General features: G+C 58.9%; 33 protein-coding genes, 2 tRNA genes, 1 pseudogene and 1 riboswitch. Of the genes and pseudogenes, 14 read left to right on the top strand and 22 right to left on the bottom strand.

Going from position 1 to position 25,036, the window contains the following annotated elements:
* The first annotated feature begins 24 nt into the window (after window positions 1-24).
* Together AADH44_RS04745 and AADH44_RS04740 are read left to right on the top strand one after the other, a co-directional pair.
* Entirely contained in the window at window positions 25-921 is an 897-nt protein-coding gene (locus AADH44_RS04745) for a glycine betaine ABC transporter substrate-binding protein (protein ID WP_341954348.1), read from the top strand.
* A 133-nt stretch (window positions 922-1,054) separates the two neighbouring features.
* Complete coding sequence (locus AADH44_RS04740; RefSeq protein WP_341954347.1) at window positions 1,055-2,239, top strand: glycerate kinase; 1,185 nt, start codon at window positions 1,055-1,057, stop codon at window positions 2,237-2,239.
* On the opposite strand, the gene AADH44_RS04735 is transcribed toward AADH44_RS04740, so the two are convergent.
* From AADH44_RS04735 to msrA, 6 genes are all read right to left on the bottom strand, one after another.
* Window positions 2,236-2,703: a thioesterase family protein gene (locus tag AADH44_RS04735; RefSeq protein WP_341954346.1), complete on the bottom strand. Its 468-nt coding sequence runs from the start codon at window positions 2,701-2,703 to the stop codon at window positions 2,236-2,238. The genes AADH44_RS04740 and AADH44_RS04735 overlap by 4 nt on opposite strands.
* Before the next feature lie 2 nt (window positions 2,704-2,705).
* Window positions 2,706-4,388 (bottom strand): energy-dependent translational throttle protein EttA, encoded by a 1,683-nt coding sequence (gene ettA / locus AADH44_RS04730; RefSeq protein WP_341954345.1) that lies wholly within the window; start codon window positions 4,386-4,388, stop codon window positions 2,706-2,708.
* Between the two features lie 47 nt (window positions 4,389-4,435).
* Window positions 4,436-4,921 (bottom strand): hypothetical protein, encoded by a 486-nt coding sequence (locus AADH44_RS04725; protein WP_341954344.1) that lies wholly within the window; start codon window positions 4,919-4,921, stop codon window positions 4,436-4,438.
* A gap of 70 nt (window positions 4,922-4,991) precedes the next feature.
* Window positions 4,992-5,513, bottom strand: coding sequence for a single-stranded DNA-binding protein (locus tag AADH44_RS04720; protein WP_341954343.1), 522 nt, complete (start codon window positions 5,511-5,513; stop codon window positions 4,992-4,994).
* Between the two features lie 217 nt (window positions 5,514-5,730).
* Entirely contained in the window at window positions 5,731-5,943 is a 213-nt protein-coding gene (locus AADH44_RS04715; protein ID WP_341954342.1) for a methyltransferase, read from the bottom strand.
* 112 nt (window positions 5,944-6,055) lie between these two features.
* Window positions 6,056-6,577: a peptide-methionine (S)-S-oxide reductase MsrA gene (gene msrA, locus AADH44_RS04710; RefSeq protein ID WP_341954341.1), complete on the bottom strand. Its 522-nt coding sequence runs from the start codon at window positions 6,575-6,577 to the stop codon at window positions 6,056-6,058.
* Between the two features lie 90 nt (window positions 6,578-6,667).
* Here msrA and AADH44_RS04705 point away from each other — a divergent pair, with 90 nt between their 5' ends.
* From AADH44_RS04705 to AADH44_RS04695, 3 genes are all read left to right on the top strand, one after another.
* Window positions 6,668-7,675: an aldo/keto reductase gene (locus AADH44_RS04705; RefSeq protein ID WP_341954340.1), complete on the top strand. Its 1,008-nt coding sequence runs from the start codon at window positions 6,668-6,670 to the stop codon at window positions 7,673-7,675.
* A gap of 152 nt (window positions 7,676-7,827) precedes the next feature.
* Entirely contained in the window at window positions 7,828-8,073 is a 246-nt protein-coding gene (locus tag AADH44_RS04700; protein WP_341954339.1) for a hypothetical protein, read from the top strand.
* Window positions 8,074-8,128: 55 nt separating this feature from the next.
* Window positions 8,129-8,776: a hypothetical protein gene (locus AADH44_RS04695; protein ID WP_341954338.1), complete on the top strand. Its 648-nt coding sequence runs from the start codon at window positions 8,129-8,131 to the stop codon at window positions 8,774-8,776.
* A gap of 102 nt (window positions 8,777-8,878) precedes the next feature.
* Here AADH44_RS04695 and AADH44_RS04690 read toward each other — a convergent pair whose 3' ends face one another.
* The 4 genes from AADH44_RS04690 to AADH44_RS04675 form a co-directional block, all read right to left on the bottom strand.
* Window positions 8,879-9,316, bottom strand: a complete 438-nt coding sequence (locus AADH44_RS04690; protein ID WP_341954337.1) for a DUF1801 domain-containing protein — start codon at window positions 9,314-9,316, stop codon at window positions 8,879-8,881.
* A 24-nt stretch (window positions 9,317-9,340) separates the two neighbouring features.
* Window positions 9,341-9,413: transfer RNA gene (locus tag AADH44_RS04685), tRNA-Arg, on the bottom strand.
* Between the two features lie 35 nt (window positions 9,414-9,448).
* Window positions 9,449-9,781 (bottom strand): thioredoxin family protein, encoded by a 333-nt coding sequence (locus AADH44_RS04680; RefSeq protein WP_341954336.1) that lies wholly within the window; start codon window positions 9,779-9,781, stop codon window positions 9,449-9,451.
* Window positions 9,759-10,037, bottom strand: coding sequence for an oligoribonuclease (locus AADH44_RS04675; RefSeq protein WP_341954335.1), 279 nt, complete (start codon window positions 10,035-10,037; stop codon window positions 9,759-9,761). Before AADH44_RS04675 ends, AADH44_RS04680 begins: the two co-directional genes overlap by 23 nt.
* A gap of 66 nt (window positions 10,038-10,103) precedes the next feature.
* Here AADH44_RS04675 and orn point away from each other — a divergent pair, with 66 nt between their 5' ends.
* The 4 genes from orn (at window position 10,104) to AADH44_RS04655 (ending at window position 12,006) form a co-directional block, all read left to right on the top strand.
* The gene (orn, locus tag AADH44_RS04670) at window positions 10,104-10,724 is read left to right on the top strand and encodes an oligoribonuclease (protein ID WP_341954334.1); all 621 of its coding nucleotides are present in this window, start codon (window positions 10,104-10,106) and stop codon (window positions 10,722-10,724) included.
* 46 nt (window positions 10,725-10,770) lie between these two features.
* Window positions 10,771-10,846 (top strand) — tRNA-His (locus tag AADH44_RS04665).
* Window positions 10,847-10,994: 148 nt separating this feature from the next.
* A complete protein-coding gene (locus tag AADH44_RS04660) occupies window positions 10,995-11,345 on the top strand; it encodes a metallopeptidase family protein (RefSeq protein ID WP_341954333.1) in 351 nt (116 codons plus the stop codon).
* A 70-nt stretch (window positions 11,346-11,415) separates the two neighbouring features.
* Entirely contained in the window at window positions 11,416-12,006 is a 591-nt protein-coding gene (locus AADH44_RS04655; RefSeq protein WP_341954332.1) for a hypothetical protein, read from the top strand.
* On the opposite strand, the gene AADH44_RS04650 is transcribed toward AADH44_RS04655, so the two are convergent.
* From AADH44_RS04650 to AADH44_RS04635, 4 genes are all read right to left on the bottom strand, one after another.
* Window positions 11,993-12,493, bottom strand: coding sequence for an ATP-binding protein (locus tag AADH44_RS04650; RefSeq protein ID WP_341954331.1), 501 nt, complete (start codon window positions 12,491-12,493; stop codon window positions 11,993-11,995). The genes AADH44_RS04655 and AADH44_RS04650 overlap by 14 nt on opposite strands.
* A gap of 49 nt (window positions 12,494-12,542) precedes the next feature.
* Window positions 12,543-13,298, bottom strand: coding sequence for an energy-coupling factor transporter transmembrane component T (locus tag AADH44_RS04645; protein WP_341954330.1), 756 nt, complete (start codon window positions 13,296-13,298; stop codon window positions 12,543-12,545).
* Window positions 13,295-14,644 (bottom strand): ABC transporter ATP-binding protein, encoded by a 1,350-nt coding sequence (locus AADH44_RS04640; RefSeq protein ID WP_341954329.1) that lies wholly within the window; start codon window positions 14,642-14,644, stop codon window positions 13,295-13,297. The genes AADH44_RS04645 and AADH44_RS04640 overlap by 4 nt, the downstream gene beginning before the upstream one ends.
* An 86-nt stretch (window positions 14,645-14,730) precedes the next feature.
* Window positions 14,731-15,363: an ECF transporter S component gene (locus tag AADH44_RS04635; RefSeq protein WP_341954328.1), complete on the bottom strand. Its 633-nt coding sequence runs from the start codon at window positions 15,361-15,363 to the stop codon at window positions 14,731-14,733.
* Between the two features lie 31 nt (window positions 15,364-15,394).
* Window positions 15,395-15,505: riboswitch (TPP riboswitch) on the bottom strand.
* A gap of 27 nt (window positions 15,506-15,532) precedes the next feature.
* On the opposite strand from AADH44_RS04635, the gene AADH44_RS04630 reads away from it, so the two are divergent.
* Entirely contained in the window at window positions 15,533-16,459 is a 927-nt protein-coding gene (locus AADH44_RS04630; RefSeq protein ID WP_341954327.1) for an LLM class F420-dependent oxidoreductase, read from the top strand.
* 28 nt (window positions 16,460-16,487) lie between these two features.
* Here AADH44_RS04630 and AADH44_RS04625 read toward each other — a convergent pair whose 3' ends face one another.
* The 4 genes from AADH44_RS04625 to AADH44_RS04610 form a co-directional block, all read right to left on the bottom strand.
* Window positions 16,488-17,333 carry a DUF3097 domain-containing protein gene (locus AADH44_RS04625; RefSeq protein ID WP_341954326.1) on the bottom strand — a complete coding sequence of 282 codons (846 nt, stop codon included), beginning with the start codon at window positions 17,331-17,333 and terminating at the stop codon, window positions 16,488-16,490.
* Window positions 17,330-17,776, bottom strand: a complete 447-nt coding sequence (locus AADH44_RS04620) for a VanZ family protein (protein WP_341954325.1) — start codon at window positions 17,774-17,776, stop codon at window positions 17,330-17,332. Before AADH44_RS04620 ends, AADH44_RS04625 begins: the two co-directional genes overlap by 4 nt.
* A gap of 139 nt (window positions 17,777-17,915) precedes the next feature.
* The gene (locus AADH44_RS04615) at window positions 17,916-18,410 is read right to left on the bottom strand and encodes an SRPBCC family protein (RefSeq protein ID WP_341954324.1); all 495 of its coding nucleotides are present in this window, start codon (window positions 18,408-18,410) and stop codon (window positions 17,916-17,918) included.
* On the bottom strand, window positions 18,407-19,777 hold the full coding sequence (locus tag AADH44_RS04610) for a glucose-6-phosphate dehydrogenase (RefSeq protein ID WP_341954917.1): 1,371 nt from the start codon (window positions 19,775-19,777) through the stop codon (window positions 18,407-18,409). The genes AADH44_RS04615 and AADH44_RS04610 overlap by 4 nt, the downstream gene beginning before the upstream one ends.
* Window positions 19,778-19,989: 212 nt before the next feature.
* Here AADH44_RS04610 and AADH44_RS04605 point away from each other — a divergent pair, with 212 nt between their 5' ends.
* From AADH44_RS04605 to AADH44_RS04590, 4 genes and pseudogenes are all read left to right on the top strand, one after another.
* The gene (locus tag AADH44_RS04605) at window positions 19,990-20,430 is read left to right on the top strand and encodes a hypothetical protein (RefSeq protein ID WP_341954323.1); all 441 of its coding nucleotides are present in this window, start codon (window positions 19,990-19,992) and stop codon (window positions 20,428-20,430) included.
* Between the two features lie 58 nt (window positions 20,431-20,488).
* Window positions 20,489-20,980, top strand: a complete 492-nt coding sequence (locus AADH44_RS04600) for a thioredoxin family protein (protein WP_341954322.1) — start codon at window positions 20,489-20,491, stop codon at window positions 20,978-20,980.
* A 6-nt stretch (window positions 20,981-20,986) separates the two neighbouring features.
* Entirely contained in the window at window positions 20,987-21,736 is a 750-nt protein-coding gene (locus AADH44_RS04595) for a cytochrome c biogenesis protein CcdA (RefSeq protein ID WP_341954321.1), read from the top strand.
* Between the two features lie 46 nt (window positions 21,737-21,782).
* Window positions 21,783-22,078: pseudogene (locus AADH44_RS04590) on the top strand (DUF1761 domain-containing protein).
* Window positions 22,079-22,126: 48 nt separating this feature from the next.
* Here the strand turns inward: AADH44_RS04590 and AADH44_RS04585 are convergent.
* From AADH44_RS04585 to AADH44_RS04570, 4 genes are all read right to left on the bottom strand, one after another.
* Window positions 22,127-22,444, bottom strand: coding sequence for a DUF1905 domain-containing protein (locus AADH44_RS04585; protein WP_341954320.1), 318 nt, complete (start codon window positions 22,442-22,444; stop codon window positions 22,127-22,129).
* 23 nt (window positions 22,445-22,467) lie between these two features.
* Entirely contained in the window at window positions 22,468-23,019 is a 552-nt protein-coding gene (locus AADH44_RS04580) for an OsmC family protein (RefSeq protein WP_341954319.1), read from the bottom strand.
* A gap of 80 nt (window positions 23,020-23,099) precedes the next feature.
* Window positions 23,100-24,494 carry an MFS transporter gene (locus AADH44_RS04575; RefSeq protein ID WP_341954318.1) on the bottom strand — a complete coding sequence of 465 codons (1,395 nt, stop codon included), beginning with the start codon at window positions 24,492-24,494 and terminating at the stop codon, window positions 23,100-23,102.
* Window positions 24,495-24,662: 168 nt separating this feature from the next.
* Window positions 24,663-24,995, bottom strand: a complete 333-nt coding sequence (locus AADH44_RS04570) for a glutamyl-tRNA amidotransferase (protein ID WP_341954317.1) — start codon at window positions 24,993-24,995, stop codon at window positions 24,663-24,665.
* Window positions 24,996-25,036: the final 41 nt, after the last annotated feature.

Raw genomic sequence — 25,036 nt, 5'->3', positions numbered from 1 at the left:
GCGTTGACAGAAAAGGACGACACAATGAAGAAGCAGACACGCGCTGCATTCGCAATCGGAGCTGCAACGCTCCTCGGTCTGTCGGCTTGCGCCGCAGGCGGAGACGACACGGCGGCAGGTGACGGTGCTACTGAGAACAAGGACCTCACCATCGCCGTATTCAACGGATGGCCCGAGGGCGAAGCAGTTTCGTTCCTTTGGAAGGCAATCCTTGAAGATAAGGGCTACAACGTCGAGCTGGAATACGCTGACGTTACCCCGATCTTCTCGGGACTCAGCACCGGTGACTATGACCTCGCGCTTGACGGATGGCTTCCTGTCACTCACGCAAGTCTCATGGAAGAGTACGGCGCCACGATCGAGGATCTCGGCGCATGGAACACCGAGGCTGGCCTCACCGTCGCTGTGAACGAAGATGCTCCCATCGACTCGCTCGAAGAGCTCGCGGCTAACGCTGACACGTTCGGCAACCGCATCGTCGGTATCGAGCCGGGCGCTGGTCTCACCGAAGCGGTCATGACCAAGACCATGCCTACCTATGGTCTTGACGGCATGGAGCTCCTGACCTCGTCGACCCCCGCGATGCTTGCTGAACTTCAGGCAGCACTCGACAACGGCGAGAACATTGCGGTAACACTCTGGCGTCCGCACTGGGCCTATGATGCATTCCCCATCAAGGACCTTGCTGACCCCGAGGGAACTCTCGGAGACGCAGAGGGAATTCACTCCTTCGCACGCGACACCCTGAGCGACGACATGCCAGAAATCACGAACTGGATCTCTGACTTCAAGATGGACTCCGAGCTGCTCTACTCGCTCGAAAACGTCATGTACAACGAGTACGAGGGAACCGACTACGAGCCCATCGTTGCCGACTGGATGGCAGCGAACCAGGACTACGTAGACGGTCTCACCAGCTAATACTGTGTGAAACCGCGGTGTTAGTAGCACCGTAATCTACGAAAAGGGGTCGCCTTCGGGCGGCCCCTTTTTTCCTGCCCGCTGGTTCTACTGGCGGGCCGAGTAGGAGTCTCGCTCGCGCTAGGGTCGAAACATGCCAGACATCCACAGCCCCATGATCGTGATCGCCCCCGATTCCTACAAGGGCAGCCTCAGCGCTGCGGATGCCGCTGCCGCCCTTGAGCGTGGTGCCCGAGAAGTGCTACCCGACACCGCCACTGTGCTGACATTCCCCATGGCAGACGGCGGCGAGGGTTCTCTCGAAGCAGTGCTTGCCGCGTGGTTGCAGCCTGCGTTGTCAATGGCGACGATCGACGCACTGGGGCGTAAGCGCGACGCCCATTACGGCTTCGATCTCGAAGGCCAACGGGCGGTCATCGAGGCTGCCCAAGCAAACGGACTCCCCCACGTTTCCGATGTTCCGCTGCAGCCGTTACGAGCAGACAGCTACGGTGTCGGGGTCGTTGCGGCTAGCGTAATCGAGCGCGGTGCTCGCGAGATAACCCTCTTTCTTGGCGGCTCAGCGAGTACCGACGGTGGAACAGGGCTCCTGCGTGCTCTCGGCGTGCAATTTCTCGACTCCGACGGTGGTGAACTGGCGCCGGGCGGCGGAGAGCTCACGTCCCTCGCAACGATTGACCTCAGCGCACTGATTGTTGGCGCACTGGAGACGAAATGGCGCGTCGCCGTTGATGTGACCAACCCGCTGACCGGAACTGATGGCGCAGCCCACGTATTTGGGCCACAGAAGGGTGCATCGGCATCCGATATTGCGGTGTTGGATGCCGGGCTAACCCGCCTTTCGGAGGTGCTGGCGGAGACCACACTTGCGTCCGATCGCGGCTTTTCTGCGGCGGGCATTGCTGCGCTGCCGGGAATGGGCGCTGCGGGCGGAATCGCTGCGGGACTAGTCGCCCTGTTCGGCGCGGAGCTAGTGCCAGGCGCTCAAGTGGTCGCTGATGCGATCGGGTTGAGCGAGATGATCGCGCGCGCGGATGTGATCCTCACGGGTGAGGGCCGTCTGGATCAGCAGTCCCTTGCGGGAAAAGTTGTCGACTACTTGCGCGGAGCTAAAGGCAGCGAGACGTGGCTCGCCGTTGTTGCTGCCGTAATCCATCTCACTCCCGAGGAGTGTTCGGCCGCTGGCATTGACCTTGCCTTGCCTTTGGGTTCGGGAATCGAGAACCGCAAGGAGCTCGTTAAGTACGCGGCCGAGCTTCTCGAGGCTCGCGGCGCACACGCGGTTTCCGAGTGGCTCGACCTTAACGAGGTGCTCTAGCGTCGCTTAGCGAATTGCAACGGCTCCTCGGCGTAGCGCGAGAATACTTCGCGCTGTTCGTCACTGATGCGTTGTGGTCTCGATGTTGTGCTATCCACGAGCACAAGCGTTGTTGAGGCACGAACGTAGAGTTGCCGGGGTTCACAGCCCACTGGGGTATGAATCTCATAACACACTTCAAGGCTCGCTCCCCCGACGCGTCCGATCCACAGTTCAATGTCGATGGGTTCACGCAGGTACGGGATCGGGAGCAGATATTCGATCTCTTGGCGCGCAATGAGCGTCATCGTTGCACCACCGGGGCGACCATCGAGAACTGCGGTGAGGGGTGCATCCGTTCCCGCGGCTGGCCAGAATGCGTGGATGCGCGCCTCTTCGAGCAGACGAAACACTTCGGCATTGTTAACGTGTTGGTATGCGTCAACATCTGACCAGCGCAGCGGGAGCGGTACGTGAAGCCTCATACCTAGTCGCGGGTGAGCTTGCGGTAAGCGCTGCGATGCGGCTTGGCGGCGTCGGCCCCGAGTCGTTCGATCTTGTTCTCTTCGTAAGCGTCGAAGTTTCCTTCGAACCAGTGCCAGTCTCCCGGGTTTTCGTCGGTTCCTTCGTAGGCGAGGATGTGGGTCGCGATGCGGTCGAGGAACCACCTGTCGTGAGTGATCACCACAGCACAGCCGGGGTACTCAAGAAGCGCGTTCTCGAGGCTGCCGAGAGTTTCGACATCGAGGTCGTTTGTCGGTTCGTCAAGCAGGAGGAGGTTTCCGCCCTGCTTGAGCGTAAGCGCAAGGTTCAGTCGGTTGCGTTCACCACCGGAAAGAATGCCAGCCTTCTTTTGCTGGTCGGGGCCCTTGAAACCAAACTGCGATACGTAGCCTCGAGACGGGATTTCAGTCTTTCCGACTTGAATGTAATCCTGACCATCTGAAACAACTTCCCACAAAGTCTTGTTGGGGTCGATGCCACCACGACCCTGATCGACGTAGGAGATATCGACGGTGTCGCCTATTTTGAGCGTTCCTTCGTCGAGCGGTTCCAGGCCAACGATGGTCTTGAACAGTGTGGTCTTTCCGACACCGTTCGGGCCGATGACTCCGACGATTCCGTTACGGGGAAGGGTGAAGCTGAGTCCGTCAATAAGTACTCGATCGCCAAAGCCCTTCTTGAGCTTCTTGGCGTCGATGACCTGGGATCCGAGTCGCGGGCCCATGGGAATGACGATCTCTTCGAAGTCCAGCTTTCTCGTCTTCTCTGCTTCGTTCGCCATCTCTTCGTAACGCGCGAGTCGTGCTTTCGACTTTGTCTGTCGACCCTTGGAGTTGGAGCGCACCCATTCGAGTTCGCTGGAGAGACGCTTCGCAAGCTTGGCGTCTTTCTTGCCCTGCACCTGGAGCCGTTCTTGCTTCTTCTCGAGATAGGTGGAGTAGTTGCCCTCGTAGGGGTAGAGGTGGCCGCGGTCGACTTCTGCGATCCATTCGGCGACGTGATCGAGAAAGTACCTATCGTGAGTTACGGCCAGTACGGCGCCCGGGTACTTGGAGAGGTGCTGCTCGAGCCAAAGAACACTCTCGGCGTCGAGGTGGTTAGTAGGCTCATCGAGTAGCAGCAGGTCAGGCTTCTGAAGGAGGAGCTTGGTAAGGGCTACACGGCGCTTCTCTCCACCAGAGAGCTTGTCGACGGGCCAGTCTCCTGGCGGCGTGCGGAGGGCATCCATTGCTTGCTCAAGTTGAGAGTCGAGGTCCCACGCGTCTGCAGCATCGATATCTTCTTGCAGCGATCCCATTTCTGCCATGAGTGCGTCGAAGTCGGCGTCTGGCTCGGCCATTTCGAGCCCAATGGCGGCATGCCGGTCGACCTTCGCTTTGATCGGGCCAACGCCCTCTTGAACGTTTTCGAGGACCGTTTTGGTTTCGTCTAACTCAGGTTCCTGCATGAGGATTCCGACGCTGTAGCCGGGGCTGAGTCGAGCTTCACCATTGCTCGGGGTGTCGAGCCCTGCCATGATCTTGAGGATTGTGGACTTACCGGCACCGTTGGGGCCGACCACTCCGATCTTTGCTCCGGGGTAGAACGACATTGTGACGTCGTCAAGGATGAGCTTGTCACCGACCGCTTTTCGCGCGCGCACCATGGAATAAATAAATTCGGCCATGCAACCATTCTACGGAGCGTTCGGGTGCAGTCGAATCCGTTTGGGCACTACCAGTCGATTGTTCGGGTCTTTCCGACGAGGCACCCTCCGGTGCCAAGAAGTGGCTCAATGGATGACACGTAATTGTCTGGAGTGAACTGGCCGAGCAGGCACTCACCTTTGATTCTCACTGAGACAACGATGGAGTCTGCGGCAAGCCCGATTGCGGTGCTGTCTGGGGTGACTTCCATATCTTGCTTGCTGAAGCCGTTCGCGACGAGGTTGTCGACAATACTTCGACCAGCTCCCTGGCCGTTTGCGTCGTGATACTTGGTGTTGATCAAGTCAAAGAACTGTCGGTTTGCGGCAGCTGCTTCACCCGGGCGAAGGATTGGTCCGGTGGGGGTGGCTTCGGGCGAAGGTGTGCTCGCCGCTTCGGTGGTGGGCGTCACGGCGGTTTCTGGTGTTGAGGCCACGCATCCGCTGAGCACCACTGCAGCGGCAAGTGTGAGTGCGATCGCTCCGCCGGTTCGGTGAGTTGGTCGTACGCGCATTGCAATCCTTTCGCCGACCATGAGTGCTCAGGGCCGCGTCAAGTCTAGATTGACTGCGCGTACGATCCGCTCAGAAGGGAGTGACCGGCTCTAGATCATTGTCTGTGGATTCCTCCGAGTCTGCGGTTGAGTGCTCCGACTCTTCCTCGTCTTGCGAATCCGCTGGCGACTCAAATTCGTCGCGAGTTGCATGGCCACGGCTCTCGAGCTGAGTTGCGCTGGCGCTGGCGCTGTTGGTGATCGTTCGCGAGAACTGCGCGGTGCCCCACATGAGGTCATGACCGAGCGAGTCAGCCTCGATCTCGACGTTGGTGCCGCTGCGGTCGGCATTCTCCCACTCGCGGATGCGCAGTCGTCCGTTGAGAACCACGCGGTCACCTTTGCCTACCGATGTAGCGCTGTTGACGGCCAGCTGCCTGAATGCGGTGATGGTGTACCAGTTGGTGTCACCATCGATCCACCGCTGACTTCCACGATCAAAACGGCGCTGTGTTGACGCAAGCCGAAAAGAAGTTATGGGCAAGCCTTCGCCCGTGACGATGTGGCGAGGTGTCGTGGCGACGAGCCCGGAAACGGTGATGCTGTCAGTCATGTCTGCTCCTTTGTCTGCGTCGCTACAGCGCGCTGCGCGACTGTGAGTGGAGACAGATGCGGGCCGACACTCGTGCCGGGAAGCCGACCCGGCATCCGTCACTCACCAGTGTTCGACATCGCCACCGGGTCTCGGGGTGGGCACAACCATCTGTGGATCCAGCACCCACCAAGACATAACTCAGGAGCAGTAGCCGCGCGCTAACTGCTAATGCGACCTAGTGCTCGCGGAACGCCGGCCAATCAGTGCCCGGCAGCAGGCTCGCGTGCAGTGCAGACTTTGCGGCATCCAATGTCGGATACACGCCTCGATAATCTTCGTCTTTCAATAACTTGAAGGTGAACCCGTCTGTCACCCGGTGTACCGAGCCAACTGCTCCAGCCTGAGTGAATGCGACCCAGGTTTGTCCGGTCAGAGTGTGATCAGTCATTTCCGAACCTCCTTCGATTAGTGAAGCGACACCAGCGTCGTTCGCTTATGACCGTACGCCGCCTAGCTCAGAAGATAAAGACTTTCGTGGCTAGACGGCGTACGTCGATGAATTAGCGAATGTAGCTGGAGAACGATGAACGGATCTTGTTGACCTTGGGCAGTGCTACGGCCATGCAGTAGCCCTGACCGGGGTTCTTGGCGAAGAAGTCCTGGTGGTAGTCCTCAGCGTTGTAGTAGTTCTCAAGGCGCTCGATGGTAGTGACAATGCCACCATCCCAATATTCGGATGCCCGATCACGAGCGGCTTCGAAGAGTGTCTTTTGCTCCTCACCGTCGTAGAACATCGCCGAACGATACGACGAGCCGATGTCGTTGCCCTGCCGGTTGAGCTGACGCGGGTCGTGAAGTGTGAAGTAAACGTCGAGAATGACTTCGTCGGGAATGACCTCCGGGTCGAAGGTCACCGCGACAGATTCTGCGTGGCCGGTGGTCTCCGTGCAGACCAGCTCATAGCTGGGGTTAGGAACGTGGCCACCCGTGTAACCGGAGACAACATCTGTGACTCCGTTGAGGGTGCGATAAACCGCATCGAGGCACCAGAAACAGCCGCCTGCGAGATGAAATGTGTGCATAAGTTGAGCCTACTTTCTTGGGCCGAATGACTCATACAACACACACCCCTTGTGTGGTGTTCCCTCAGTCGCTGGACATATGCTGTGCGAATGCCTTATGACGTCGCATCCAATAGATATGACACCACCGAATACCACCGTGTAGGTCGCAGTGGACTAAAACTTCCCGCCATTTCTTTGGGCCTGTGGAATAACTTCGGTTCCGACCGGCCGCTTGCAACCCAGCGCGCCATTCTGCGCCGTGCCTTCGATCTCGGCATCACGCACTTCGACCTCGCCAACAATTATGGCCCTGAGATTGGTGCCGCAGAGCGTAACTTTGGGCTAGTTTTTGCCGACGATTTTGTGCCATACCGCGACGAGCTCATCGTCTCAACCAAGGCCGGCTACGAGATGGGTGCTGGCCCGTATCAAGACTGGGGTTCGCGCAAATATCTGCTGTCGTCGTTGGACGCGAGCCTCGACCGCATGGGTCTCGACTACGTCGACATTTTCTACCACCACCGTCCTGATCCTGAAACGCCAATCGAAGAGACGATGGGAGCACTGGCGACTGCAGTGAACTCCGGCCGCGCACTTTACGTTGGTGTTTCTAACTACAACCCTGAGCAGACTGTTGCCGCCGCCGAAGCACTCGCTGAATACGGCATCCCGTTGACGATTCACCAGCCCCGCTACAACATGTTCGATCGTCACATCGAAGACGCACTGTTCCCCGTGCTCGATCAGGTCGGCGCGGGAAGCATCGTATTTTCTCCGCTCGCTCAGGGCCTACTGACAGACCGCTACATGGATGGCAGCATCCCTGACGGTTCACGTGCTGCTGAGGGCCGCTGGCTACAGCCTGGCCCACTCGGCGACATCTACCTCCAGCGGGTGCGTGCCCTCAACGAGATTGCGCAGAACCGCGGGCAGAGCCTCGCGCAGCTTGCGCTCACCTGGGTGCTGCGTCATCCACAGGTCACGTCTGCCCTCGTTGGTGCCAGCAGTGTCGCACAGCTAGAGAACAACTTTGCAGCGCTCGACGGTGCAGCGCTCACGGATGACGAGCTTGCGGCAATCGAACCGCTCGCAGTCGACGGCACCACACTGCGCTGACCGCGTCCAGCACCATCGCGTGAAACCGGGCCCCGCAACAATGCGGGGTCCGGTTCGTCGTTAAGGCCCTGGGGAAAGTTCTGCGCCAAATGTCAGTATTCGAACATATATTCGAAGAATACACATTCGCGATGACTATCCGAAGGGCAACCATGACCACTCTCGACTTTGCGGGAACAGCACGCTCGATCACATCGGGCATCGTGACCGTTGAACTCAACGCCGATCTGTGGCGAATAACCCGACCTGACGGCGAGGTGCTCGGATACGTGCACCGCTGGCAATCTGCTGCAGGATTCCGATTTCAAGCCAAACGCATGCTCCAACGTCAGCGCCGATTCTTGCCTCTCGGAGATTTCTGGTCGATCGACGACGCACTCGACATCTTCCGGTTTTGATGTGACTCGCCTGTCGCTATGCACCGGCGCTCGCTAGCCGGGTTACAGTGCCAACATGATGCTTCAGTGGTGGAACGATCTCGTCAAGTGGTTTAACTCCGATCAGGGTTCAGCGTTCGTCACAGGCGCCCTTGTGCCCTTCCTTGCGATCGTTGTCGGAGGAATCATTGTCGGCATGATTGCTCGCTCGTCGCTGCGTCGCCTCATCAGCCAGCAGGATCGTCAGGCCAAAGCAGCCGCGGTTGCAGCCCTTATTTCTTCGGGCCGACGCGCGGCTGCATGGAGCACCCTCTCGGCGAACGAGAAAGAACACGTCGACTATCAGGCAAGCGAAGCGGAAGTGCGTGTGCGCCTTCTCCCACTCAAGGGTGCGAATGTCGCTGCCGACTGGGCCGCACACAAACTTGCAACGATGAAAAAGAACTCCATCAACTACAGCTTCCAGGCTGAACAAGACCTGGCAGAACTTCAAGAAGGACTCATCGACTGGCAGGCGCGACCCGCCCGCGCCAAAAAGCTTTTTGCCCAAGACCTCGCAAGCTGGAAGTACGAAACCGGCGAAGCCGAAGATGAACTTGTGGTCAAGCAGCAGGAATGGGCGTCACGACAAGCTGCAGAAGAAAGCGCGCACTCCAGTTCTGCCGCGACCACGGTTGGCGCACACACTGCGCCAACCGTGGTCGTAACGCCCGACCGTAAATAGTCACCCGCTGCGCGGTCCGCTGTGAAGCGGGAGGCTTAGGCACTAAGCGCCTCCCAACGCTGTGATCATGAGCGCTGAACGCAGCGGTGACAACGCCACAACTCAGTTGTTCTCGGCGCGGGCGTCGTAGTCGATGCGGGCGACCTCATAGCTGCGAGTGAGTAGTTCTTCAAGCACCTTCAGGTCGATGTCCTCGAGCTTCTTTATATAGAGACACCCGACCGCCAGCTCGTGTGTGCCGACGCGTTCAAGCAGATCGGGAAATTCTCGAAAATTCCGCGCCGTGTAGATCGAGATCTTCGCCGTTCGTGGCGAAAAACCGATCGTTGCGGTGTCGCCTTCCCTGCCCGTGGCGTAACGGTAGTGGGTTGACCCGAATCCGATGATCGAGGAGCCCCACAGGACGGCATCCTGACCAGAAACGCGCCCGAAGAGGCCCAGCAGGGTTGCTGCTTCGTCTCGGCGCCGTTCAGATTCCACTCCAGAAATGAACTGAGCAACGCTTGCGGCTGTTGCTTGAGTTTTATTGGGTTGAATCATCGTCGGCCGCCCCTCTTTTTTGGGTGCCCTCGGCAGGATTCGAACCTGCGACCAAGAGATTAGAAGGCTCCTGCTCTATCCCCTGAGCTACGAGGGCGGGGTATACGGCTTAAACGATAGCGTGTTGAGGCGCTACACCGCTTTTGCGAGCGCAACCAACATCTGATTGACCGTAGGGGCACCGTGAGCTCGAAAGACCTCATCGCCATTGGCAGCAACGATTACGATGGTGGGTGTCGACACAATTCCCGCGCGCTCTGCCTCATCCGAATGGCGAGCGACATCCAACTCTGCGTAGTTGACACTCGGCACAAGCTTCGAGACCTGATCGAGAGTGTTGCGAGCTGTCGCGCAGGGGTCGCAGAAAGCCGACGAGAAAAACAACACCGTCGGACGCTCTTGCGCATGACCGGTGTTGCTCTCCGTCGGATCGGAGTTTGTCTTAGAGATCGTTTCGTTCGTCAAGGTCTTCCAGGGGGTCGCTGTCTGCTTTATCCCACGTGTAGGTCACGTGAACCTGTTCGCCGACCTGCTTAGCAACAGGGCGGTCGTAACGCAGTTGAGTTTCTGACCCTTCGGCGTCTGCGGCGATCAGGGTCAGATAATCATCCCACCCCTCTTCGGTCGCGATGCGCCTATCGTTCTGGCCGTCGTACGGGCCGCTGACATAGAACACGATGTACTCGTCGCCGTGCGCGAGTGTGGGGGTTGATTCGGTCATCCTCTAGTTTTATCAGACAACGGTGAGCGAACGCTCGTTGCACTGCAGCACCGTTAGAATTGCTAGATGGCATCACAAGCGGATTATCTGGTCTGGATCGATTGCGAAATGACGGGACTGGATGTCGCAATCGACGAACTAGTCGAAGTTGCAGTGGTTATCACCGACTACGACCTCGTTCCCGTCGATGAGGGAATGTCAATCGTCATCAAGCCCAGCGCGGCGGCGCTCGAGAATATGGGTGAATTTGTCACCCAAATGCACACCTCTAGCGGTCTCATCGAAGAATTACCCAACGGTGTGTCGCTTGCAGATGCCGAGTTCGCCGTCAATGAGTACATCGTGCGTTTTGTCCCCGATCCTCGCTCGGCACCGCTGGCGGGCAACACGATCGGCACCGACCGCACCTTCTTGGCAAAGTACATGCCGCGCGTTGACTCCCACTTGCACTACCGCAGCATCGACGTGTCGTCGATCAAAGAGCTGTCGCGGCGCTGGTTCCCTCGTGTCTATTTCAACGCACCAGCGAAAGATGGGGGCCACCGCGCTCTTGCCGACATTCTTGAGTCGATTCGTGAACTTGACTATTACCGCAAGGCAGTCTTCGCTAGTGAGCCCGGCCCGACCACAGAACAGGCAAAGGCAATTTCCGCTGACGTGGTGGACGGATTCGCCTCACGGCTGTAATACACTAGTAGAGTTGCTTGTCGCCGAAGGGTGAAAAACAACCTTGGTGGGCGTAGCTCAGTTGGTAGAGCGCTGGCTTGTGGAGCCGGATGTCGCGGGTTCGAGCCCCGTCGTTCACCCCAAGAAAACAGTGGTTTGGTACGCGGTATGTCACGCATCGCCAAGCCACTGTTTTGTTTGCCGAGGCATGCTTGCCCGACTGCACATCAACGTTTCTGAAGGTGCATCTACGCGGACGCCATCCCCAGCACAGACTGGCAAGCTGTACTCATGGAGAATCTCGATGAAGAACAGTTCGAGGCACTCGTTGTGGAGGAGCTAGACGCGCTTTCAGACGAGATTGTTGAGGGTCTTGAGAATGTCGTCTTCGTCACTGAGGCTCGCCCAGAAGACGGCTCGCTGAACGTTCTTGGGCTCTATGACGGTGTAGCGCTTACTGAGCGAGGCAACTACGGCTTCGGTGAATTGCCCGACCGCATTATCCTGTTTCGCGAACCTCTGCTTGCTATCTGCGAAACGCTTGATGAGCTGAAAGAACAGATCCACGTCACTCTAGTGCACGAGATTGCCCACTATTACGGGATCGATGACGAGCAATTGCACGAGCTCGGGTGGGCTTAGCGTCTGGTGGCCGGGCTAACGGTCGTGACCGCGTAGGATTTCGTGAGTGTTGAGGATTTCAGGAGGATTGATGATTTCGAGCAAACGCTCCAGTGCGTTGTTGATGACGCCCGCAGTATTGCTGGTGCTATCCGGGTGCGCCCTGATCGAACCCGCTGACACAAGCGAGCCGCCCACCGCAATGCAGGCGTGCGCTCTCGGTCACACGTGGGAGCTTGACACCACTGATCTATCTGAGAAGCTTCTCGTTGAGCTGCCCATTCAGGGAGTCCCTGCGAACGCTGTCGAGCCCAGTGGCGGGCAGACCCTCACATGGCAAAAGGATGGCGGGGTCACCATCGATTCTGATTTGGTGCTCACCATTACCGCTGTACCCAAAAAAGACCAGATTATGACGATCACGCAGGCCTACAACGGCACTGTTACAGGCGAGGCTCTGATCAATGTGGATGTCGCGATCCCCCAAAACTGGGATGCCTCGAAGTACACGATTGAGACCTCCGCTGTGCTCGGTGAAGAGCCGGTCGAAGAGGTCCCTTACACAATTCCGCGAAGCGATTTCGATGATGTTCTTGGGTTGATCATCACGTGTGAAGCGGATGCGATGACGATCAACCCGCGCGGAACTGATCTCATTCAGCGCTGGACTAAGACCAGCTAGCGGCGGCGTTTCCATCGCGAATTTCGTCGGCGAGAGCTTTCGGATTTTCGCGAGCGATGAACCGAAGTTCTTGCCGAGCCCACCGCTCCCAGTGCGGAGCGTAGGTGTCTCCGTCTCGTTCGAGAGCTCGTTTCTTGCGAGTTGCATCGTCAAGCTCGACCCATATCGTGTGATCTACCAGGGGTGCGGATGCACGGCTCGCCGCGCCGACCCCTTCGATGACAATGGGGCGGTCGACGTCGAGTTCGTGCCATTTTCCGGGCTCATTGGTTTCCCAGTTCCACTCCTGCCAGCGCAGCAAACTCAGAATGTTGGGAACCATCGCGCTTGCCGCATCAAGTCCGTCCCATCCGGGGTAAAAGTCATCGAGCTTCACCAGTTGAACTTCAGGCCAGGCTGCGGCGATAGCACGCCCCAGTTCAGTCTTACCTGAGCCGGAGCGACCGTCGACGAGGCAGCGCCACTGTGGATGGGGCGCACTGGGCACCTTCCGCCCCGCGGCCGGCGAGGCTTTGTCGTCAGCAACGCCCCGCGCGTTAGGCAACAATGAGGTTCCAGCTTCCCGTAAGCACAGCTACCACGGTAGCGGTAAGCCCAATGAGCGCTCCGACGGCCAGAGTGAGCCATTCAGCGGCGCCCCAGCGAGATTCCCGCGCCCACGTTCTTGGGGTGTCTCCCCCAAACCCGCGCGCTTCCATCGCGATCGACAGTTTGCTGCCACGTCGGATCGAGAGCACCAAAAGGGCAAAGCCTTGGCCTGCGATACGACGGATGCGACCGCGGTCCGCCACACCGCGCGCGCGACGGGCCAGGTCGAGGGATCGCCAGTCATCCAGAAACAGGCCAACCATGCGCACGGCGGCAAGGGCTCCGAGTACGAAACGGTCCGGCAACCCTAAGCGTTGCGCGAGGCCGTCAGCGAAATCAGTGGGATCGATCGAGATGAAGAGCACAACAGCGGGCAAGCCAATCGCGAGAACACGCAGGAAGGTTGCGACTGCGAGATCAATAGATCCGTCGCTGATTCTGATGAGCAGGAATTCGAAGTACACGGTGCCGTCGTAGCGGCCGTAGAGCAGAATCGTCAGCGCCGTTAGTGGTGCCGCCACCCAGACAGGCAGGGTGCGTAGCCAGAACCTTTTCGGTTCGATACCCAAGAACGCAATGATTGCGAGTTCAAGCACGAGTGCGGTCCCCGCCGAAACCCAGTCGATCGTGACAATCAGAAATAGGCTGACGGTGAGCCCTGCGCCGAGCTTGGCAACCGGATTTACTGCCGCAATAGAGATCATGTCAATGTCACCGTCGAATCCGCGAGAGCGTTGACGAATTCGAGATCGTGGCTCACCGCAACCACCGTGCTGCCATCGTCGACGAGGCGCGCAAGCAGGGCGAGCAGTTCGCTCCAGGTGCGAGAATCTTGACCGAACGTGGGCTCATCGAGCACGAGCATCCGGGGCCGGGTTGCCAGTGAAGTGGCAACGCTCAGGCGACGTTTCTCACCCCCAGAGAGGGTGAACGGGTTGGCATTAGCCAGCCGATCAAGCCGCAATCGCGTGAGCAGCTCGTCGACCCGGGCATCCACTTCTGCATCGTTCAGTTTGAGGGCGCGCGGTCCGACTTCAAGTTCTGACCGAACCGTGCTGGTGAGCAACTGGTGTTCGGGATCTTGAAAGACGGTTCCGATGCGCGTGAGCAGTTCGCGTGACTTCCAGCGAATCGGGTGCTCGCCCGCACCCGCTGCGAGCGTTGGGCTTGCCACTACAGCACCACTCACCGGAGCAAGGAGCCCGCCAAGCGTGAGAGCGAGGGTTGACTTGCCCGACCCGTTGGGACCCGTAATCGCAAGGGCGTGGCTGCTCGGGATGCTGAGATCATGCGGGTGCGCGATAGCGCGCGTGCTTCGCCCCACACCGAGTTCGTGAGTGCTCAGGAGAGTCTGCTGGGCGGGACGCACCGTTCGCTGAGGCCGAGGAGGAGGAAACTGCGGGATCCAGACTCCGCGCGCTGCAAGTTCTTCACCCTGACGGGAGAGAACGTCGAACGGCGAACCATCCGCGATCGCTCCCCCGCCTGCGGCAAGAACAACAACTCGGTCGACGACATCGCTCCACACCGACACCCGATGCTCAACAACCACAATTGTTGCGCCGGTGGATTCGGCAACCCGGATCACAGCATCCCGAACTTCAGTAACGCCTTCAGGATCGAGATTCGCGGTTGGCTCGTCGAGCACGATGAGCCCGGGTTGCATCGCGAGAACGCCGGCGAGCGCAAGCCGCTGCTTTTGTCCGCCCGAAAGCGCACTCGTGTTTCTGTCAAGAGCGACGTTGAGTCCGACCTGTTCGAGGCTGTGGTGAACGCGCCTCCAGATTTCATCGCGAGGCACCCCCAGATTTTCGCAGCCGAAAGCGATGTCGTCGCCGACTCGCTCCAAAATCACTTGACTATCGGGGTCTTGGATTACCAGTCCGGTGCGGCCGCGGTGTGCTGCCGGAAGTTCGCCGTCAACAAAGAGAGCGCCTTCAGCTTCGCCCTCATCGTCGCCAACCACCCCGGCAAGGGCATGGAGGAACGTCGACTTTCCCGCCCCGGATTCACCCAGGAGTAGCACGCGTTCGCCGGGCTGAATACGCAAATCGAGCCCGCGAACAGCCCACGCACGCCTGCTCGAGTGGCGCCACCCCCATCCTTCGACGGTGACGCCAGCAGGCCTAATCGAGATCAGACTCGCTTCGCAATCTCACGACCGGCACCAAAGCGATTGAGCGCCCCGGTAGCGGCAAGACCGCGAGTGGCCAGCCAGGACAGCAGTCCTGCGATGAACATTCCGCCAACGATGGCCGCGATGGTGTAAATGACAATGAAGGGAAGTGCGGATCCCGGATACCAGAGAACGAGATCGGTGATCGCCATCGCAAGACCGGCACCGGCACCAGCCAGAACCGCGCCACTGACACGCCAGTTGGCGTAAAGGAACGCCGCGAAAACGATCTCGGCGCCGAGGCCCTGGGTGAGACCGCTCACCAAGGTCAGCGGGCCCCACTGGTTTCCAATCAAAGCCGAAACTGACGCCGCGACAATCTCGCCGTACAGGGCGGCGCCTGGCTTACGAATCACGAGTGCCGTGAGCACTCCCGCGAAAAGCCAGAAACCACCGCCGAGAGCTTGCAGCCCTGGCAGCAACGCTTCAAGTGGCGCAGTGATGGGAGACGAGGCGATATTCCACACGACGAAAATTACGCCGCTCGCGACGCCGATCACGCTCGCAACGACGATATCGATTACTCGCCACTGAAAACGCGAACCATTGGAGGTAGAGCTAGAGGATGAAGTGGATGGTGCTGTTGTGGTCACTTTCGTGCCTTTCATCTAGTGAATGGCACGGGTTACAAGAGTGTCTGCTCCCTGCGCTGGCATTATCCAGATCAGGTTCGACGGTCGAAGCTTGGAGAAGCTCCCTCTCAGCCCGGCTCACCGGACTCCCGTGTTCGCTACCCAGTCTAATCATCAATAGGCTCACATCATGGACTTCCGCATTTTCACCGAACCTCAAAACGGTGCGAGCTACTCTGACCAGCTCATTCTCGCGCAAGCTGCAGAGAAGCTCGGCTTCAACGGATACTTTCGCTCAGACCACTATCTGACGATGGATGACCGCACCGGGGGCCTGCCTGGGCCGACAGACTCGTGGACGACCTTGGCGGGGCTTGCGCGCGAAACATCCACTATTCGGCTCGGGACTCTCGTCTCCTCGGCAACTTTCCGGCATCCGGGTATCTTGGCGATTCAGGTGGCTCAGGTCGACGAAATGTCGGGTGGACGCATTGAGCTCGGGCTCGGCACCGGATGGTTCGAACTCGAACATACCGCGTACGGCATTCCTTTTCCTGCTAAGCGATTCGGGATGCTCGAAGAGCAGCTTGACATCATCACCGGCATCTGGGGTACCGACCCCGGAAAGACGTTCTCGTATGAGGGAACGCACTACCAATTGAGCAAGTCTCCGGCGCTACCTAAGCCTGCGCAGAACCCGCTTCCGATCATCATCGGCGGCAGTGGTCCTAGCCGCACGCCGGCACTGACGGCCAAGTTCGCGAGCGAATACAATGCCGGATTCGCCACAATCGCGCCCCTCAAGCAACGCATCGACCGGGTGCGTGCAGCATGCGAACACTACGACCGCGACCCCGATTCCCTCGTGCTCTCCATTGCCGGCACCACCGCCGTCGGCGCCACCGAGGCCCAAATCGACGCACGGGCCAGCGCCGCAAATAGCACTCCCGGCGACCTGCGTGCTGGTGGTTTTGCTGGCACGGCCAGCGAAGTTGTCGACAAGGTTTCTGAACTACAAGCACTCGGCTTCACACGCCTGTACTTCCAACTCATGGACTTCCACGACCTCGACCAGCTCGACTTCTTGGCGCGTGAGGTAGTGCCGCAACTCGACTAGCGCGGCACGTGAGCACGAGGGGCGCTCACTAGCCTTCCTGATCGACCGTCACAAAGTCGATCAGGTGCTCCACGCGGCCCAAGAGTGCCGGCTCAAGGTCGGCGAAGCTCGTGACCTTCGAAAGGATGAACTGCCACGCGCGGGCGATGTCAGCTTGATCATCGTGTGGCCAGCCGAAGGCTTCGCAGATTCCGTGCTTCCACTCGGTGCCGCGAGGGATGGTGGGCCAGACCGCGATTCCGAGACTTTGCGGCTTCACCGCTTGCCACACATCCACAAATGGATGCCCAACCACGAGAGCATGCTTGCCATACTTTCCTCGGCTAACGGCATCGGCGATTCGACTTTCCTTAGAGCCAGCGACGAGGTGATCGACGAGTATCCCCAGCCTGCGTTCGGAGGTGGGGGCGAAATCTGCGACGATTGCTTCAAGGTCGTCGATGCCACCCAAAAACTCGACAACGACGCCCTCAGCGCGGAGGTCATCTCCCCAGACACGTTCGACCAGCTCAGCATCGTGACGTCCCTCGACATAGATGCGACTCGCTAGCGCCGTGCGGGCTCGCTGCTGAGGGGCGGCAACCGACCCAGAGGCGGTTGTGCGAGCGACCGCGGCACCTGCCTCGGGCTTGGTGAGCTCCACCGAGACTCCGTCAATGAGGTAGCCACTACCAAGCGGGAACGCCCGCACGCGACCGTGGCGGTCTTCGAGTTCAATGACGCCGTTTGCGTGGCGCACGAGCGCTCCGACAAATCCATCCGCGATGACCTCAACTACCATCCCGGGGTCAATCGACACCTTCGGGAGGACTTTGGGGGCACGCTCGCGTCTAAAGTCAGCGAGCACATCGTTCGAATAGCGGTCGTCAGTCACCGATCGAGGTTAAGCGGTGCCGCGGAGTTGCTGGCGGAGGCGCGTCGGTTCGACGCAAGTTTGCCTCCGTTTCGTGCGCTTCGTGCGTTTCGCGATTGACGCGAATGGTTGCGCCACGAGGAGATACCAATGGCGGAGGCCACGCCCACAGCCGAACCTATGGTCGCCAAGAGAATATCGATAGCATCCGCGTAGCCAGCGGGCATCCAGACAGTCTGAGCGGCTTCTAACCACGTCGCGGCGACTACGCTGAAGGCGAGAGCCGCCCACCACCGCTCTCTGCCGAACATGCACACCAGAAACGCTCCGACGGGGACAAACGCGAGTGTGGTCCAGAACCAAAATCGGCCGTTGCTGCCCGGAGCGATCACGAAAGCGAGACTCACCAGTGCGGCGAAGTAGAGCGCGGCGCATACCGCTACTACGAATCTCGATCGGAACATAGATTCATTGTTACAAGCGCATCTTTGTGCAAGTTGTGAGAAGGGTGCGTGTGGCGTGTGAACGACGCCAAGAGTCAATGCGATTCGCCAACCGCACGAGCTGCGTGTTCGTGTCTGCGCGTTCGCGTCTGCGAGTTCTTTACTGCGAGGCGAGGTGATCGATCTCTCGAGCGATCGGAGGCAATACCTGTCGCATGTAGCGCGCCCACCAGAGCCTCACTATCAACCAGACGATCCACCCGCGAGCTGGGCGCGCAAAAAAAGTATAGCTCCATCGAACAATGGAGCCGGTCTGGAGGGGCTCGAAGCGCCATTCGGCACGAGCACCGGATACGAGGGTTCCGAACAGTTTCTGAAACTCGCTCAACTCGTAGGCAAACAACGCAGGTGGATCCGTATTGGTGATTGTCTCGATAACATGACCGCCATCGGAAAGCATCAGCGTGCGGGTGCGGCCAACGGTGTTCCACTCGCCAGACTGCTTACGCACCTCAATAACGGCGGGAAGAGGGCCGAAGCGGGGATAGAACCGCGTCGGATCTAGCGGGCCAGAAATCTCGTAGGCCTGCTTCGGGTTGCTCCGCGTCACAGCGTCGGCGGATGCGCTAATCCCGCGTCTACGATGCTCGGTCACGTTGTGCCCCAACTCGTTGGCCCTTGGGAACCGGCAGGATACTCATCAAGCGGTACACGGTTCTCCCGGAAAGCTTCGAGCACCGGGGTGACAATCCGCCAGCACTGCTCGGCCACGTCACCACGCACCGACAGAACTGGGTCGCCATCGATGAGCGAAGCGATTACTTCGCCATAGGCGCTCATGGCTGCGTCTCCTAGAGTCGTTGTGAGCTTTGTGCGGTCAAGGGTGAACGGGTCGCCAGCCCCATTGACGATGAGATCGAGCTCTAGCGTGGCTGGTTTGATCGAAATTGTCAGCTTGGCGGGGTCTGCCGTGCCTGTGAGACCCCGCGGCAAGTGCGGCACAGGGGCAAAAGTGATCACAATATCTTGACGCGCCTCGCCCATCGCTTTTCCCGACCTCAACACGAAGGGCACGCCGGCCCAGCGCCAATTGTCGATCTCAAACGTCACTTCGGCAAGCGTCTCCGTACCGAGTTCGGCATCAACTCCATGTTCATCGACATATGCCGGCAACTCACGTTCACCGATGGTGCCCGCTGTATAACGTGCGCGACGCGCACTGGCACCGTCCTGAGTTTGCACCCTGGTGGCTCTCAACACTTGGGCCATCGCACCCCGAAGATCTTCAGAGCTCACACTCGCTGGCGGCTCCATGGCGGTCAGCGCGAGCACAAGCAACAAGTGGCTCTGAATCATGTCGACGACGGCGCCTGCGCGGTCGTAGTAGCCCGCTCGGCCTTCAAGCGCGAGCGGTTCATCAAAGATGAGCTCGACCTTTGCCACGTTGGGTGAACCGAGCAACGGTTCGAACACCCGATTCGCAAAGCGAAGCCCCAACAGGTTGAGCACCGTCGACTTGCCCAAGAAGTGGTCGACTCTAAAGATTTGGTTCTCGGGCAAGATTTTCTCAAGCAACCGGTTGAGGCTGCGAGCGCTGGCTTCGTCACTACCGAAGGGTTTTTCGAGCGCGAAGACAATGCCCTCGGGCAGGTCTTCATGCGCGATCGCACTGCACACCTTTTGTGTGATGGCTGGTGGAAGCGCAAAGTAGAGCGCAATTCTTCCCGAGGCGTTGGCGAGAATCTTGAGCAATTGAGCAGCATCGGTGACGTCTGCCTTCAGATAGCGCGCAGCCTCAACAACCGTGCTCGAGGCCGATGATTGCTGGTTCGCGAACGATGCTGCGACACGTTTTTTCCAGGCCGCATCATCCATTTCCTGCCGGTCGACTCCAATCAGCGACAGGTTCTGCGCTTCCCCACTCGCCAAGAATGATGCCAGCCCCGGCAATAACAGGCGCGAGGTGAGGTCTCCCCCGGCACCAAGAATGATCAGTGTCTCAATACGGGCATCCGCAGCCATCACACGGTACCCGCACTACTCAGAAACGAATGGCCACGCTGTGCACGACTGGGCTGAGATTTTTGCATGGTTCGACGTTAGCGCAGCGCTCTCAAACCCGTCGAAAAACACCGAAATGCCCTCAGAGCGCTCCCAGCCTCTGTGACACCAAAACGCGGGTGATTTGCGCGCTTCGTGGGACAAGAAGGCAGTCGAGTCGCTACGGTTTGGATATGCAATCGTGGAGGGACGCGCTGAACGCCGACGAACAGTCCGACGTCGATCGAATTCTCGACTCCGCTCTTCGTGTGGCCAGAACCAATCTTGTCCACGCCAGCGAGTTCATGACTTTCGCGCTCATGACCGATGGGAGCGGTCGAGTGTTAGAGATGACAGCGGATGATGCGCTGCGCAAAAAGCATCTCGACGCTCAGGCTTTGATCAATCAGACGGTCACGCAGTTGCGCCAGATGGCGGCCATTTCGAGGTGCAGCGCCATTGTATCGAATACCAGAATCGCGTCGACAAAGTCAGACGCGATCGAGGTGCGTATCGAGCATCGAGCAGGTGCGGCGCTCATGGTTTTGCTCCCCTATACGCGAGCCAGATTCACGGGTGCTCTAACCTTCGGCGATCTCAAGCTGTATTCGCATAAATCCGAAGTCTGGGTATAACCAGAGAAGTTCCTCTCTCAGAGGAAGTTTTTCGAGGCTGCGTGCGTTACTAGAGTGCATGAACAAGCGAATCCTCGCGGTCATTGTAGCCCTCGCCGTGATTGTCGTTGCTGCAGTCTCGATCCTCGCAGCTCAGAACCCAAACACCTCTGCTGACTCGACCACGTCGAACGGCGGATTATCGAACTCCGAAGGGTCTACCAGCTCTAGCGGAGAAGTCGGAGCGGTCGAAAACGATAGAGCCGGCGACTACGTTGACTACAGTGACTCCGTGGTTGCGGATGCCGATGGTCGCGTGTTCCTGTTCTTCCACGCCACCTGGTGCCCCCAGTGCGTCTCGATTGACGAAGACATCAAGGCCAAGGGTGTTCCCTCGGGCGTGACAATCGTGAAAGTCGACTATGACTCCAACCAGGATCTTCGCGCGGAGTATGGAGTGACCCAGCAAACAACGTTCGTCGAGGTTGATTCCAGCGGGAAGAAGCTTCAAGACAACTTTGTTGCCTACTCGGATCCCACTCTCCAGACTGTTCTCAACGCCCTTCTGTAGGCCGCGATGCTCAGTCTGATCTTGCTGTCGTTCGTGGCAGGAATACTCACCGTTGCGGCCCCGTGCGTTCTTCCTCTGCTCCCGGTCATTGTCGGAGGATCGATCGCTCGCACAAGTAGTGATGCCGCTGTAGCTGAGCGCCAATGGTTTCGCCCGGTCGTCATCGCTCTGAGCCTCGCTGGGTCAGTAATTGTCTTCACGTTGCTTCTGAAAGCAACCACGGCTTTGCTTGGCGTGCCACAACTGGTCTGGCAGATCATTGCTGGTGGGATCCTGCTCATCTTCGGTCTCACTCTCCTGTTCCCGTCGCTCTGGGAACGCGTAATGCTCGCAACCGGCATCCAGAATCGTGCGAACGCAGTGATGAACCGCTCCTACTCGAGAGGCGGCCTCGGCGGCGACGTAATGCTCGGCGCTGCACTCGGACCAACATTCAGCAGTTGTTCTCCGACCTATGCTCTGATTTTGGCCACTGTTTTGCCGGTGTCATTCGCTGATGGCTTGCTCTATATCGTCGTGTACGCCATGGGTCTCGCGATTGCTCTGCTGCTTATCGCTTTTCTTGGCCAAGCCTTCGCACGCAAGCTGGGGTGGCTCGCTAACCCGAACGGCACGTTCAAGCGCATCGTGGGAATATTGCTGATCGTTGTGGGCATTGCCGTCATTCTCGGTCTCGATAAGCAATTCCAGAGCTTCGTGCTTGAACAGGGCTGGTACGACCCAATTCAGAACTTCGAAGAGGGCATCACACGGTAGTTACTAGGGAGTAGGATTCGGGCACCCACAGTCACTGGAGGATGTCATGGTTCCCGAAATCAACTACATCGCGGTAGTCCTCGCAACCCTATCGAGCATGATCGTCGGCACCATCTGGTACACACCACAAGTGTTCGGCAACTACTGGATGAAAGCTGCGGGGATCACCCCCAGCGGAAAGACGTCGGATGCGGTGCGACCGATTCTCGTGACCGTCGTGGTGAGCTTCATCACCGCCTGGGTACTCGCTGGCGCCCCACCGGACTCACCGTGCTAAACATCAGTCACGAGCTCGTAACACTGGTGGTGATGGCGGTCATTATTGGCGTCTGGCCGGCATAGGCCGCCGTTACCGAGACCAGAACAGACATCAGCAGCCTTCAGCCAGCCTCAGACGAGCTGTATTGTCGCAGTGACTGTATCATCTAGCTCAATGCTCTCTGCGAGACGCACCGCTGCCTTGACGGGCAGCCAGAAGCCGTCATGACTGCTGCTGGGAAAGAGCGACGTGCTCCACGTAGAGCCACCAATAGTCACCACAACTGCGACCGCGCCGAAACCCCGTGGCTGTATCGGAACATCCCGCACACTGGCACCAACATCCGGCGGCACCGGCAGAAGAAACACATTCGGTTTCGCGTCCCACACAGTCAGGGCTGAACTGAACTCAAACGACGGCTTCATAGCCCTGAGATTAGCCCCGCTCACGAGTGCGCTCTACACGAGAGCAGCTAGCCTGTGACGACCTGAGCCGTAATGGGTGTGGGGTTCGCGAACAGGTCGAAGACGGGGCAATGAGCATCGACGGCTTCGCGCAGCTCATTGTAGCGCTCCTGGCTTTCTGGGCCCGTGATCGTGGTGTTCACGCGGATGGCGCTGAACCCTTTGCGCACGCTCTCATCGATTCCGAATAGACCCCGCACGTCGAGGTCGCCCTCAGCGACAACCGAGATGTCGTCAACACGAATGCCAAGGGCTTGAGCGTAGAGACGAAACACCACAACCTGGCATGCGATCAGTGCACCAAGAGCAATCTCGACGGGGCTTGCGGCCACGTCATCCCCCGCAAGGCCCTCAGGCTCGTCGATGCGAAATACGTGCTTGCCTGCCTTCAGAACCGTGCCGACAGAGCCTTCGCCTTCGCCTGTCACCCTGTAGGTGAGTTTCGCCGATTCGGGCGTGGCGGCGATTCGCGAGTTCCATACTTGGCCTGCAGCGGTCAAACGGTTAGCGCGCTCAGCGGCGAGATCAATGGTCGTGGTTTCATTAGCGAGAAGTGTCATGCGGCGACGGTAATCGGATTCCAGCTCAGGCGCGTGAGTGTGACGTAACAGCCCGACACATTCCTTAACAATGGGGCGCGCTAGCCGGTCCTCACTCGCACCCTCGCCGCAATCGGAACGGCCACAAGAGCTAGGACGCTCGCGAGCGCGAGAGCCGCGACAAACCCCGCGCCATTCGCTAAGCCGCCGACCGCGGTGAAAAAAAGACCGCCGAATGCGATGGCAATGGCGCCACCTGCTGCATCCGAAATCGACAATGCTGCACTATTGAACCCCTGATCACGACCAGTGGAGTGAGCCAGTACGAGCGTCGAGATTCTCGGAAAGGCGATGCCCATTCCTGCACCCGCGACGAGCCACCCCGCCGCCGCAACCCACACCGAAAGCGAGAGGTAGGCAGTGACGAACTGCGTGGTGATACCAAAGGTCAACATCAGAGCACCAACGACCACGACCTTCTCGTGCGGAACATGATCGCTGAGCCGACCTTGAAGCGCTGAGCCTGTTGCCCATGACACTGCGCCAACGGTCAGGATCAGGCCCGCAAGCCACGCAGGAAGCCCATAGCGCTCATTAAGCAGATACGGCAGATAAACCTCGGTAGAGAAGAAAGCGGCGGCGACGAGCCCACGCAGCATAATCGCGGCAGGGAGACCTCGGCGAAAAACGAGCGCTCCGGCAGGGAGCAAAGGTCGCAGCGCGACAATTGCGATCACGAAAGCTCCCAGAGCGAGCGGCCAAGCGAAAACTCCCTCGCGCTCACCACCAAGACTGATGCCCATGACCGCCAGCGCCACAACGAGAGACCAGACGATCGCGGCGCGGCCCGAAGTCCGTTCTGCCTGCGAGACGGACTGACTCAACAGCACACGCACCGCCGGAAGAATCGCGCCAGCAGCACCGGCAACCAAAATCACGACACCGAAGAACACCCAGTGCCAGCTGATCTGCTCAGCGACGACACCGGCAACTGGCGGTCCTATCAGCGATGGCAAGACCCAGGCCGACGCGAACAGCCCGAAGATTTTCGGGTGAAGTACTGACGGGTATAGCCGCGCAACCACCACATAGAGAGCAACGATGAGTGCGCCCGAACCAAGTCCCTGCAAAAAACGTCCACCAATGAAAATTCCCATCGTGCCGGCGAGACCCGCGACAAGAAGACCGACGGTGAAAACAGCCATCGCCGCCAACAGAGGCCACGCCGGCCCCGTTCGATCAGACCACCGACCTGCCAGCACCATCCCGATCACGCTCGCCGCCAGAGTGCTCGAGAACGCAACAGAGTACAGAGCCTGACCATCGAGATCGCGGCTGATCGTCGGCATGACTGTTGTCACCGCGAGGGTCTCAAACGCGCCCAAAAAGATGAGCGCGAATGCACCGACCGTGGTCCACACCAATTGGGGCGCAAAGATGCTTGTCGGGACAGATTCGGCGTCAGAAGGTGCGCCCACCGGGGTCTTGCTCGTCATGTTTTGTGCTCTTCAGTAGTACGAAGCTACTGCAGGCGGGGCGGATCGTCCCTCGTCAGCGCGGTGAGCGAATCACACGCTGTGGCTGGCGGCTGCGGTGCCCGTTCAGTTTATGCTGCCGCCCCCACGAAACCAGCAAACTTGACTAACTACCGCTCGCGGCAGAGCCTAGGAAATTTCGATCGTCGTGCCCTGCCCGAGTTCGTCGGCATCCGAGTCCGTGATGACCGCAAACACGCCCGTCGGGATCCCGGGCAAATTTGCCACACGATTCGCGACACCCGTGAGAGTCGCTTCATCGGCACCCGTGATCACGATCACATAGGCATCGTTGAAAACATCGCCCTCTTCGACAACGAAAATCTCGCCGCCCTCTTCGAGCTCGCTGGTGAACTCAACAAGAGTCTCAATCCAAGGAAAACGGCTCTCACCCTCCGCTACCTCAGTGTCAGCGGTGAGCGGAACATGGACTTCAACAACAAGCGTGGCAGATTCAGACATAACAACAACGCTACTGCCTGCAGCCGACATGCGCCGAGCCC

It is taken from the genome of Salinibacterium sp. TMP30 (assembly GCF_038397785.1).
Lineage (GTDB): Bacteria > Actinomycetota > Actinomycetes > Actinomycetales > Microbacteriaceae > Rhodoglobus.
Note: the sequence above shows the minus strand (reverse complement) of the source record. Positions and strands in the feature narration are given on the sequence as shown.